Source organism: Alcanivorax sp. 1008 (assembly GCF_020667895.1).
GTDB lineage: Bacteria > Pseudomonadota > Gammaproteobacteria > Pseudomonadales > Alcanivoracaceae > PGZG01.
Genome location: NZ_JAFMPS010000007.1, coordinates 38129 through 50196, shown reverse-complemented (window position 1 = coordinate 50196; position 12068 = coordinate 38129). Strand labels below are relative to the sequence as shown.

General features: G+C 55.8%; 13 protein-coding genes. 7 read left to right on the top strand and 6 right to left on the bottom strand.

Annotation, left to right across the window (positions count from 1 at the left end; genetic code table 11):
* Positions 1–63: 63 nt before the first annotated feature.
* Both J1C54_RS09805 and J1C54_RS09800 read left to right on the top strand, forming a co-directional pair.
* Entirely contained in the window at positions 64–354 is a 291-nt protein-coding gene (locus J1C54_RS09805) for an antibiotic biosynthesis monooxygenase (protein WP_229146946.1), read from the top strand.
* 94 nt (positions 355–448) lie between these two features.
* Entirely contained in the window at positions 449–1105 is a 657-nt protein-coding gene (locus tag J1C54_RS09800) for a hypothetical protein (RefSeq protein ID WP_229146945.1), read from the top strand.
* A 24-nt stretch (positions 1106–1129) separates the two neighbouring features.
* Here J1C54_RS09800 and purU read toward each other — a convergent pair whose 3' ends face one another.
* Positions 1130–2023, bottom strand: a complete 894-nt coding sequence (gene purU, locus J1C54_RS09795) for a formyltetrahydrofolate deformylase (RefSeq protein ID WP_229146943.1) — start codon at positions 2021–2023, stop codon at positions 1130–1132.
* Positions 2020–3039 (bottom strand): AraC family transcriptional regulator, encoded by a 1020-nt coding sequence (locus J1C54_RS09790; RefSeq protein WP_229146941.1) that lies wholly within the window; start codon positions 3037–3039, stop codon positions 2020–2022. Before J1C54_RS09790 ends, purU begins: the two co-directional genes overlap by 4 nt.
* A gap of 219 nt (positions 3040–3258) precedes the next feature.
* Between J1C54_RS09790 and J1C54_RS09785 the strand changes: the two genes are divergently transcribed.
* From J1C54_RS09785 to J1C54_RS09770, 4 genes are all read left to right on the top strand, one after another.
* A complete protein-coding gene (locus J1C54_RS09785; protein WP_229146940.1) occupies positions 3259–4161 on the top strand; it encodes an SDR family oxidoreductase in 903 nt (300 codons plus the stop codon).
* 126 nt (positions 4162–4287) lie between these two features.
* Positions 4288–4656 carry a response regulator gene (locus J1C54_RS09780; protein WP_229146939.1) on the top strand — a complete coding sequence of 123 codons (369 nt, stop codon included), beginning with the start codon at positions 4288–4290 and terminating at the stop codon, positions 4654–4656.
* A 71-nt stretch (positions 4657–4727) separates the two neighbouring features.
* A complete protein-coding gene (gene folE / locus J1C54_RS09775; RefSeq protein WP_229146938.1) occupies positions 4728–5300 on the top strand; it encodes a GTP cyclohydrolase I FolE in 573 nt (190 codons plus the stop codon).
* Entirely contained in the window at positions 5297–6826 is a 1530-nt protein-coding gene (locus tag J1C54_RS09770; protein WP_229146934.1) for a cryptochrome/photolyase family protein, read from the top strand. Before folE ends, J1C54_RS09770 begins: the two co-directional genes overlap by 4 nt.
* A gap of 7 nt (positions 6827–6833) precedes the next feature.
* Here J1C54_RS09770 and J1C54_RS09765 read toward each other — a convergent pair whose 3' ends face one another.
* The 4 genes from J1C54_RS09765 to J1C54_RS09750 all read right to left on the bottom strand — a co-directional run bounded on the left by J1C54_RS09765 (position 6834) and on the right by J1C54_RS09750 (position 11064).
* Positions 6834–7136: a DUF6482 family protein gene (locus tag J1C54_RS09765; RefSeq protein ID WP_229146931.1), complete on the bottom strand. Its 303-nt coding sequence runs from the start codon at positions 7134–7136 to the stop codon at positions 6834–6836.
* Between the two features lie 44 nt (positions 7137–7180).
* Positions 7181–7378: a DUF6316 family protein gene (locus tag J1C54_RS09760; RefSeq protein WP_229146929.1), complete on the bottom strand. Its 198-nt coding sequence runs from the start codon at positions 7376–7378 to the stop codon at positions 7181–7183.
* 283 nt (positions 7379–7661) lie between these two features.
* Complete coding sequence (locus J1C54_RS09755) at positions 7662–9824, bottom strand: 3-hydroxyacyl-CoA dehydrogenase NAD-binding domain-containing protein (RefSeq protein WP_229146927.1); 2163 nt, start codon at positions 9822–9824, stop codon at positions 7662–7664.
* Between the two features lie 28 nt (positions 9825–9852).
* On the bottom strand, positions 9853–11064 hold the full coding sequence (locus J1C54_RS09750) for an acetyl-CoA C-acetyltransferase (RefSeq protein ID WP_229146924.1): 1212 nt from the start codon (positions 11062–11064) through the stop codon (positions 9853–9855).
* A gap of 227 nt (positions 11065–11291) precedes the next feature.
* Between J1C54_RS09750 and J1C54_RS09745 the strand changes: the two genes are divergently transcribed.
* On the top strand, positions 11292–12050 hold the full coding sequence (locus J1C54_RS09745) for a glutathione S-transferase N-terminal domain-containing protein (protein WP_229146921.1): 759 nt from the start codon (positions 11292–11294) through the stop codon (positions 12048–12050).
* Positions 12051–12068 lie beyond the last annotated feature (18 nt).

The following is a 12068-nucleotide window of genomic DNA, read 5'->3' as shown; positions in this document are numbered from 1 at the left end:
GCTCTACACTGCGGGTCAAGCATGGGTATCATGTCATTTACCTCAACATCAGGAAGCAGGCACGTGATTCGGGTATTGATTGAGCGACAAATCATAGAAGGTCTGGAACAACCTTACAGCAGTGCGATTACCACCATGATGCAGGCCATCGTGCAGGCACCCGGCTTCGTCTCAGGGGAGTCTCTGCGTGAACTGGATCGTCCCAACCACCATCTGGTGCTATCGGCCTGGTCAAGCCGTCATGCCTGGCAGCGCTGGGCCGTGTCTCGAGAACGCCAGAACGCCTTGGATGCGATCAGCCCGTTTATGGCAGAACCGGAGCGCATCACCATGCTCGAGCCGCTTTCCCGTTGATACATACCAAATTAGCCCGGTAACGCTTCTCATACACGCCGACCGCCAGGTTTTCAGTACAATCGCCGGGTATTCCGGCATTCCTGTGGACATCATGAAGAAAACTATCGGTATCGCTCTTCTGGCCCTGACACCGCTTGCTCAAGCCATTGAGTATCGGGAAGAGCTTGCCCCGCCGAATGTGGCCTTCTTTGTGGAGTTGCTGGGCACCCGGACTGACTACAATAATCTGGGCGGTGATGACGCGGGTGGCTTTCGCCTGCGCCTCGGTCTCGACCTGAAAGATGTCAAGGTTGGCGGCTGGATGCTGCGGGCAGAAGGCGCACTGAATCAGTTTGGACAGACCCGAAAAACCATCACATCAAGCATTGACCCTATCCCCGGAATAGATCCACCCAATGTTGACCAGATCATCGTTGATGTTACCAATCAATTACGCCTTAGCGGTATTGAAGGTGGCCTGCGGCTATACGACAACCGATTCTTTTACGTGCGAGGCGGAGCCTTCGTTTACAGCTTGAAGAGTCGCCGCGAGGAGACCCGTACCGACGTTGATATTAACGGCGATCCAATCAGCACCAATGAGCAAACACCTCAGGAAGAAACCATTTCAGGCATCGGTCCCTATCTGGGTGCTGGTGTAGAGTTCCAGCTAGTGGAATCCGTCAAGGGAGTGGCCGAATTCAACGTCTATCAGGCTGATGGCGAGATGCTCAACAACCTTAGCCTTGGTTTCCGCTTCAGCTTCTAGACAAGCCGGCTTAAGCGCTCTGGCTTATTTTACAAACACGACGGTCTTATTACCGTCGACAATTACCCGATCTTCCAAATGCCACTGCACAGCGCGCAGCAGCACGCTGCGCTCCACATCCTGACCCAGCGCCTTGAGCTCCTCCGCCGAGTGCCGGTGTGAAACCCGTTGCACGTTCTGCTCGATAATCGGCCCCTGATCCAGCTCATCGGTAACATAGTGGCTGGTTGCGCCGATCAGCTTGACGCCGCGCTGCCAAGCCTGCAGATAGGGATTGGCACCTACAAAAGCCGGCAAAAACGAGTGATGGATATTGATGATCTGCTGGGGGAAACGACCGACAAATTCCGGCGACAGCACCTGCATGTAACGGGCCAGCACAATCAAATCAACCTTGCCGTCCAGCATGTCCGCCATGGCAGCATAGGAATCCACCTTGGTATCCTTGCTCACCGGCACATGGTGGTATGGAATGCCGAAGCGCTCCACCTCTCCGCGCAGGTCCTCATGGTTACTAATCACCATTGGAATGGTAGCTGGCAAATTGCCGCGCATGGTGCGCCACAGTAACTCCATCAATGCGTGATCGTGTTTGGACACCAAAATGGCCATACGCTTCTTGTCGCTGGCATAGGACAGCCGCCAATCCATACGATATTTGTCAGCGACCCGGTTACGGAAATTTGTCTCCAGAGCATCCAGTGAGCAGTCCAGACCAGGGGTCTGAAACTCCAACCGCAGGAAAAACCGACCGCCATTAAGATCGCTCGAGTGCTGATCCAGATCTGTGATATTGGCGCCATGATGGTAAAGAAAAGTACTGACTGCACTGATGATGCCGGGCTGATCCGGACAGGTCACCAGTAGACGGGCTGTGGTAGCACTGGCCGGAGCTGCATCCATGGATTCCGATATCATGCAAGATCTCCGAAGTATTCACGCCGGTAAACGGAAGGCGTCTTACCGGTCCACTTTTTGAACGCCCGGTGAAAAGAGCTAGCCTCACTGAAGCCCATCAACAAGGCAATTTCATCAATCGACAGCTCAGGCTTGGACAGATAGTAGATCGAGGCATCCTTGCGGATGGTATCTTTGATCTCCTGATAGCTGGTATTCCCCTCTTTCAGACGCCGGCGCAGGGTCTGCGGTGTCATGTTCAGCTTTTCGCAAATTTCAGAAAAGTCGGGGAAGTTATTGCCATATTCCTTGGAAATAATGGCGCGAATCTGGGCTGGCAGGCCAACATTGTGAATGTTTCCTTCCAACAACTGGGCCAGCGAGTCCTTGAGGAACTTGGACAGAGAGATTTCGTTCTGTACCAGCGGCAGATCAAGGTAATCACGGCGAAACACCAGACGGCTGATGTCCTGTTCATATTCCACTGGGCAGTTAAACAGGGAACGGTAATCGTCTTCCTTGCCACCGCGCTCAAAATCCAGATCAACCCGCTCTGGCTCTACGGCTTTACCAGCCAACCAGCTCATAAAGCGCAGCGATAGAAATACCAGTGACTCGATAATCACTTCGCGAAAATCAAGACGTGGATTGGCGGTTACCCGCAGCTCTGCCATTTCGCCATCACGAACCAGAGTACAGCGCACATCAAGATCGAATAACTCGTAGAACTTCAAGCCACGCAAAACGGCCTTTTCAAGGCTGGAACAGTTGATCACCGCATGGGCCATCATGCTGAAGGTGCCTGGCTTGGATTTGCGCCCCTGACCAAAACCGAGAAACTCATCCTCTGTCTGCTGCATGACAGCCAGCATCAGGCGAATAAAGACCTCACGTTCGATGCGCGCATCCGGATCATCCAACAATGACCTGGGAATGCCCGCCGTCGACAACAGCGACGGGATATCCGCGCCGGACCGGGCTGCTCCCTGCAGCACCCTCACTACCTGACGAACAGCAATGTTTTTACGATGAATCATGGTCAGCGTTACCCGTACCCCGGAATAAGAATGCAGCCGTACTCGGCGTGCCGCCAATGATAGTTAATGTCAGCCAGATTGGCACATTGCGTCATTGAGAGGCCGCAGAGCGGCTCGAATAATGGCCCGACCTGCCGGTCATGTCCATGGATTCGTGGCTCTGTGTGCCTCAAGCACCCTTACCGGCTCTCAGGACAGCAGTAAACAACAGGAAATACTATGTCTGAACTCAGATTTGACGATCGTGTGGTAGTGGTCACCGGCGCTGGCAACGGCTTGGGTAAAAGTCATGCGCTGGAGTTTGCCCGGCGCGGCGCACGAGTGATAGTCAACGACCTGGGCGGTTCAGCGTTTGGTGACGGCGCCAGCAAGACGGCCGCCGATCAAGTCGTCGAGGAGATCGCTGCGGCGGGTGGTGAGGCCGTCGCTAACCATGACTCGGTTACCTATGGCGACCGGATAATCGAGTGCGCTCTGGATAACTTCGGCCGTATTGATGTGGTCATCAATAATGCCGGCATCCTGCGTGACAAGTCCTTTCACAATATGACCGAGGAGGACTGGGATCTGGTCTACAACGTCCATGTCAAAGGCGCCTTCAAGATCAGTCACGCTGCCTGGCCACACCTGCGCGAGCAGGAATATGGTCGGCTTGTCTTTACCGCCTCGGCCGCCGGCATCTACGGTAACTTCGGTCAGGCCAACTACGCCATGGCCAAACTGGGGCTTCATGGTCTGGCGCAAACCCTTGCCATTGAAGGGGCAAAGAAAAACATTGTGGTCAACACAATCGCTCCAATTGCTGGTAGCCGCCTGACCGCCACCATCATGCCGCCGCAGATCCTTGAACAGCTGAAGCCGGAGTTCGTGACGCCTTTGCTGGTAAAACTGTGCCACGAGAACCACACCGACACGGGTGGCTTGTATGAGGTCGGTGCCGGCTGGGCCGGCAAACTGCGCTGGGAGCGCTCCCGTGGCCACGGCTTCCCCATCAACTCCCCGCTCAGCGCAGAACAGATTGATGGCAAGTGGGCAGAGATCACCGATTTCACCGATGCGGACCACCCAGCCAGCGGCCAGCAAGCATTAATGGCGATTATGGCTAATCTGCAGAATAGCTGAACCGAGGCAGCAAATTAGCGCTGCTGAATAGTTCCACCTGACTGCGGTTTGCCGCTAGACTCAGTCAGACTGCAGACCAGCACCGGCAATCAGCATTGCTGAAAGATGCCGGCTCAGGGAATTGCCATGAATGTTCTGATTGTTGAAGACAACAAGCCCGTTAGCCTGTTGCTGTCTCGCATTGTCGAAGAAGCCGGACTGGGGTACGTGATAGCGGCTGACGGAGAGGCCGCACTGCGCCTGTTCAGTCAGCGCGATATCCGCATGGCCATAATAGATGTGGAGCTACCAGGCCTCGACGGCTATCAGGTGGCCCGGGATATCCGCAATCAGTCCCCTTCCCTGCCACTACTGATTATCTCTGGCAATAGCGGCGAATCCTGGCGGCAGCAGGCCTTTGATGCCGGCGCTGACCAGTTCCTTGCCAAGCCGGTGCGTCCCAGTGAACTCACCGCATTGCTGCATCGTTACTGCAGCATGCCAGCCTCAAGCTAGTCGCGGCAACGATTGACGCGTTGTTGATCAACTTCTGTTGATGATGGTCCGTCACCTGAAGGAGAGCCATCATGGCGCCACTGGATCACACCACATCCCTGCAGTCGCTATATCAAGACATTCTAATTCAACTGGGTGAAGATCCAGGCCGCGAGGGCCTGCTGGATACTCCCAAGCGAGCAGCCAAAGCGATGGCATTCCTAACCAATGGCTATCGCCAGAACCTTGAAGATATCGTCAATGGTGCTGTGTTCGCGTCAGACAACGACGAGATGGTGGTGGTCCGCAATATAGAGCTGTATTCACTCTGCGAGCACCATATGCTGCCATTCACAGGGGTTTGCCATATTGCCTACATCCCCAGTGGCAAGGTGCTGGGCCTGTCGAAATTCGCCCGCATCGTTGACATGTATGCACGACGCCTGCAGATTCAGGAAAATATGACCCACCAGATTGCCCATGCGGTCCAGCAGGTCACCGGGGCACTTGGCGTCGGTGTCATCGTAGAAGCAAGGCATATGTGCATGATGATGCGGGGAGTAGAAAAGCAAAACTCCTCCATGACCACGTCAGTAATGCTGGGTACGCTGCGCGAATCCGACGCAGCACGTAGAGAGTTTCTCGCCCTCGTCACCAATCGATGAGCCGTCTTGTTCTGGTGCTGGGCGACCAGCTCAGCGCCAGTCTTTCTTCTCTAAACGCCGCTGATCGACTCTGCGACACAGTTGTTATGGCCGAGGTACGGGAGGAAGCCAGTTACGTTCCTCACCACCCCAAGAAGATCATTTTCATGTTCTCCGCCATGCGCCACTTTGCGGCACAGCTGCGCCAACAAGGCTGGCAGGTGGACTACTACCCTTACCAGATGGGTCTTGCCTCCCTCTGTGATGCTCTACAGCAAAGTGCAGCAAACCGTCAGCCTCAGGAAGTGCTGATTACCCGCTGCGGCGAATGGCGCCTAGACCAGCAAATGCGTCAGCAATGGCCGTCGAAACTGGGCGTGCCCGTTACCCTGCTTGAAGACCAGCGCTTTCTCTGCAGTCACGCTGATTTCCAGCGCTGGGCCGCAGGGAGGAAACAACTACGCATGGAATATTTCTATCGGGAAATGCGCCAACGCAGTGGCCTGCTGATGACGGCTATGGGTGAGCCCGAGGGCGGGAGGTGGAACTTTGATAGCGAAAACCGGGCTCGATATGAGGGCAAACCAGCCTGCCCCGCTCCCCTTCACTTTGCTCCAGACCCAATCACCGCGGAGGTGGCTGAGCTGGTCAAACAGGAATTCTCACACCACTTTGGCGATGCAGAACCATTTGTGTTTGCGGTAACCCGTGAGCAGGCCCTGACCGCTCTGAGCTATTTTATCGACAATGCACTGCCATGGTTTGGTGATTATCAGGATGCCATGAGTCTGCATCATGACCACCTGTTTCATTCGTTGTTGTCGGTATACCTGAATGCGGGATTGCTCTTGCCTCTGGAGACCTGCCAGGCCGCAGAGCAAGCCTGGCGTGATGGCAAGGCACCACTGAACGCTGCGGAAGGGTTTATCCGCCAGATTCTCGGCTGGCGCGAGTATGTAAGAGGCATTTACTGGCTAAAAATGCCGGACTACTCAAAACAAAATGCACTGGCCAGCCAGCGGCCTCTGCCACCTCTTTATTGGGGCGCACCAACGCAAATGCGCTGTGTTAGCGAAGCAGTGCGAGCCACCCGGGAACACGCGCATGCGCATCATATCCAGCGCCTGATGGTGACAGGAAATCTTGCCCTGTTATTGGGTGTTGATGTGAAGGAAATCCATAGCTGGTACTTGGCGGTGTATGCGGATGCCTATGAATGGGTAGAACTGCCAAACACTCTGGGTATGGTGATGCACGCCGACGGCGGCATGCTCGGCTCAAAACCCTATGCAGCCAGCGGCAAGTACATTCAACGGATGTCCGACTACTGTAGTCAATGTCATTACAATGTGACCACATCAGAGAACAGCGATAGCTGCCCCCTGAACGCTCTTTACTGGCACTTTATCAGCCGCCATCAGGAACGTTTCTCACGCCACCCGCGTATGGCCATGATTTACCGCAACTGGCAAAGGATGGATGAAGATAAACGGAGAAGAATTTTTGCTCGCGGCGAGTGGCTAGTGGAGCACCCGGAAACACTATAACGGCGTTTCAGTGACCATCTGCTGGCCAACTTATTGGAACTTCCAATGGCCCCGGCCTGCTTTCCTCTGCACCTATCATCTCGTGATAAGCGGAGGCATGGTGCAGTACCGCACGCCGCACCTTCAAATGACTCAGGCGGCGACGGGCCCACTCCATTCCTGTGAAGCGCAACACCTCCCCCTGATCGTCACAGACCACAGCCCAGCCGTCACTGAGGGTGACTTCCACGGTATATAAACCGAGACCGAGGGAGCGAATTCTCAGCAAGGGGATGTCCACATTATCGAGACTGGAAATGAACACTTTCATGCCACGAGCTTGCACTCAGACATGTAGTGGTGACGTGAAAAGGCTCAAGGGTTCAGACCGAACTTAGCCCGCTCCTCAAGGGCACGCAGATAAAGCATCAGCTCCTGCTCTGCATCTTTGCGGCTATCAAACGGCCCCTTCAGCTGGCCCTCGCGAGTGGTGAAAAACCACTTGCCGCCCTCATTGAAGAACCGGTCGCTGTTGAAAAAGGTCTTGTTATCATCACCCTGACGCTTGCCCATCTTCAGCCCCCAACAGTTGTTATTCTTTCTTCTAGTCCGGCGCCCCAGACACCAGATATGTTTCGCAACGGCCCCATACACCGCATGGCTCAAGCCCAGCAATGGGCCTCGCTGTCAGCCGAGCTCGTCCCGCCATAGTGCTTGCTGTCTTCACGGCCAGTATGCAGCGATTCCCGTGGGCTCGGCAACCGGTCGCATGCCGTAGCAGGCCGGCCCCACTGTGACCAAAAAAAAGGCCGGGCATGCGTGCCCGGCCTTTTTTGTTTGCCAGAAAGCCACCAGATCAGACGAAAATCTCGCCCTTGGCAGCCTTGTCAGCTAGCAGCTTCGGCACGGCAAAACGATCACCATACTTAGCCTGCAGTTCATTGGCACGCTTGACGAAGCCGGCCAAGCCGCCCTCGTACTGGTTAATGAACTGGATTACGCCACCGGTCCAGGCCGGGAAGCCGATTCCGAAGATAGAGCCGATATTGGCATCAGCCACTGCTTCGATGACGCCCTCCTCGAAACACTTCACCGCCTCGATGGCCTCGACGAACATCAGACGCTCCTTCATGTCCTCGAAGGGAATGTCCTTGTCACCGCCAAAGGCATCTTTCAGACCCGGCCAGAGGCTCTTCTTGCCTCCTTCCGGATAATCGTAAAAGCCCTTGCCCTGAACTTTGCCCGGACGGCCCAGCTCTTCGACCATCTTCTTCATTACCTTCTCGGCGGGATGCTCAGGCATGGGCTCTTTGCCTTCGGCCTTGGCATCATCACGGGCCGCCTTGCCGATACGCAGTGCGGTTTCCATGTTGATCTCGTCAATCAGATTCAGGGTGCCCACCGGATAGCCAGCCTGCATGGCAGCCTGCTCGATGGACTGGGCACTCAGGCCTTCACCCAGCATGGCGATACCTTCATTGGCGAAGGTGCCGATCACACGGGTGGTAAAGAAGCCGCGGGCATCGTTAACCACGATTGGCGTCTTCTTGATCTGTTGCACGTAATCGTAGGTCTTGGCCAGCGCTTCCGGGCTAGTCTCCTCGCCACAGATGATTTCAACCAGCGGCATTTTGTCGACCGGGCTAAAGAAGTGAATGCCGATAAAATCCGCTTGACGCTTGACGCCCTTGGCCAGATTGGTGATTGGCAGCGACGAGGTGTTAGAGCCAAGCACCGCGTCCGGCTTGACCACGCCTTCAATTTCCTGAAAGACCTTGTGCTTCAGCTCAGTGCTTTCAAACACTGCTTCAATAACAAAGTCGACACCTTCGAAGTCCTTGGGGTCTGCGGTGGCAATAATGCGCGACAGGATTTCTTCTTTCTTCTCGGCAGTCATCTTGCCGCGGGATACTTCTTTGTCGAGCAGTTTGCGCGAGTAGTCCTTACCCTTCTCGGCGTTCTCGGCAGAAATATCCTTAAGCACGGCCACGGAGCCAGAGCGCGCAGTGACATAGGCGATACCCGCACCCATCATACCAGCGCCAAGAATACCGACCTTCTCAGCCTTGAACTTGGGCACATCTTTGGGACGGCTAGCACCTGCGTTGATAGCCTGCAGGTTGAAGAAGAACGCAGTAGTCATGTTCTTCGCAACCTGACCGGTAACCAGACTGATGAAATAGCGCTCTTCGATTTTGAAGGCGTTATCCACGTCCACTTGGGTACTTTCAACTGCGGCGGACATAATCGCCTTCGGAGCCGGGTAGTTAGCGCCCTTGATCTGCTTGCGCAGGTTGGCCGGGAATGCCGGCAGGTTCATGGCAAATGCTGGTACGCTCGGCGTGCCACCGGGGATTTTGTAGCCTTTAACATCGAACGGCTGCTGGCTCTTCGGGTTAGCCTTGATCCACTCTTTCGCCTTGGCAATCATCTCTTCCGGGGTATCGACGATCTCATCGATCAAGCCGACCTGCTTGGCCTTATCCGCCTTCATGCGCTGACCTTGCAGCAGCACATTCATAAGTGCGTTCTGCACACCCATCATGCGCACGGTGCGGACGATACCGCCGGCGCCAGGCAGCAGGCCCAGAGACACTTCCGGCAAGCCGAACTGAGCCTTCGGATTGTTCAACGCAATACGACGATGACATGCCAGAGCAATTTCCAGGCCACCACCGAGAGCGGTACCGTTCAGCGCAGCAACCACCGGAATACCAAGGGTCTCCAGCTTGCGCAGGTCGCCCTTGAGGATGCGACCACCTTCAGCCATCTTGCCTGCATCGGCCTTGGTGACCTTAATCAGGTCCTTCAGGTCACCACCAGCAAAGAATGTGCTCTTTGCCGAGGTGATGATGACGCCGGCGATGTCGGCTTTCTCTTTCTCAAGACGCGCCACCGTCTCGTTCATCGAGCGGGTGTAGCGCTCGTTCATGGTGTTGGCGGACTGCTGCGGGTCATCCAGGATCAGGGTGACAATGTTATCCGCGTCTTTTTCCCAGCGAATGGTTGATTCTGTCATTTCAAAATTCTCCGTGTCCGGTGGCCGCTCAGAGGCGCTCAACGATGGTGGCGATACCCATGCCTGCGCCCACGCACAGGGTGCACAGGCCGAAACGTTTGTTACGACGCTCCAGCTCGTCCAGCACGGTTCCGACAATCATGGCGCCGGTGGCGCCGAGCGGATGCCCCATGGCGATGGAGCCGCCATTGACGTTGGTAATGTCATGGCTGATGCCCATGTCTTTCATGTAGCGCATGGCCACGGAGGCAAAGGCTTCGTTGATTTCAAACAGGTCAATATCGCTGACTTTCATGCCAGCCTTGGCCAGTGCCTTGAAGGACGCTGGCGCCGGGCCGGTCAACATAATAGTCGGGTCGGCCCCGCTTACTGCGGTGGCGACAATGCGGCCACGCGGCTTGGCACCAATCTTGTCACCAATTTCCTTCGATCCGATCAGCACCAGAGTGGCGCCATCAACAATACCGGAGGAGTTGCCCGGGGTGTGGACGTGATCAATCTTCTCAACCCAGTGGTATTTCTGCAGAGCGACCGCATCAAAGCCACCCATCTCACCCATCATGGCGAACGACGGATTCAGACCAGCCAGCGTGTCAGCTGTGGTGCCAGCGCGTACGTGCTCGTCACGGTCAAGAACCACCAAACCGTTCATATCTTTAACTGGTACTACGGATTTGGCGAAGTAGCCTTTGTCCCAGGCCGCAGCGGCACGGTTCTGCGAAGAAGCTGCGAACTCGTCCACGTCACGGCGGGAAAAACCTTCGATAGTGGCGATCAGGTCGGCACCAATACCCTGCGGAATAAATCCGGTTTCATAGTTGGTCTCCGGATCCATGGCCCAGGGTGTACCGTCGGAGCCCATCGGCACCCGACTCATCACTTCGACACCACCTGCCAACACCAGATCTTCCATGCCTGAACGTACTTTCTGGGTAGCCAGATTCACAGCTTCCAGACCAGAGGCGCAGAAACGGTTGACCTGCAAACCAGATACCGTTTCCGGCAGGCCGGCCTTGAGCGCGGCAATCTTCGGCAGCACGCCGCCCTGATCACCCAGCGGCGACACAATACCCATCACCACATCATCAATCAGCGCCGGGTCCATGTTCGGGAAACGGGCCTTGATCTCATGAATCAGGCCTACCACCAGATCAATCGGCTTAACGGTATGCAGGGAACCATCTTTCTTGCCCCGGCCACGCGGGGTGCGAATCGCATCGTAAATATAGGCTTCGGTCATGGAGACGACTCCTCTCGCCTTATCAAAAGCTTGCAGAAACCGGCTGATGCCGGGGGAGGCGCTAGACTGCCTGAACCTCAGTCCGGCGGACAATGACAGGAATGCTCAAAGGGCTTGACCTTATAATCAACTCTGGTCACTAGCCCGGTTGCTGCTTTCCGGCCTGTTACGCCGTTGACCTTGCCGCCCCGCCCCTCTACCTTGCCGACATCCAACGGGAGACCTATATGAACCACGCCTTTGAAGTCGCCACCTCACTACTCGCCTCCGTTGCCGGCCAGGGCCGCGGCATCCGTATTGGCAGCGCCGGACGCCAGCCTGAGGAAATGCTGGAAATCTACGATATGGAAGGCTGCCCATTTTGCCGGGTAGTGCGTGAAGCCTTGACTGACCTCGATATAGACGCGCTGATCTACCCCTGCCCGAAGAATGGCAGCGTATTCCGGCCGCTGGTTGAGCGTCTGGGCGGCAAGCAGCAGTTCCCGTTCCTGTTCGACCCAAACACAGACGAGGCTATGTATGAGTCCGCCGACATCGTCGAATACCTATACTCAACATATGGCAATCAGCCGGCCCCCCAGCGCTGGAAACTGAAGGCCATGCGCACCCCGGCTTCTTTTGCCGCATCGGCATTACGCCGTGGCAGAGGCGTTCGAGCCGACGGCAACGTCCGTCAGGCAGAGCAGCCACTGGAGCTGTTCAGCTTTGAAGCGAGCCCATTTGCCCGTCTGGTGCGCGAGCGAATGACTGAACTTGAGCTGCCGCACATTCTCCGTCAGGTTGGCCGCGACCAGCCTGCCGACTGGCTTATGCCGCCAATGCGGCGAAAGCTTATGCCGGATTACCAGCCGACCCAGCGCAATCGGCAAGCCCTGATTGAGCGTGCCGGCCGTGTCGCGGTACCCTATCTGATTGACCCAAATACCGGGACAGAACTGTTCGAGTCAAAAGCGATTATTGAATATCTGGATCGCACCTACGGTTAATCCGCAGTTGCCTCCCAT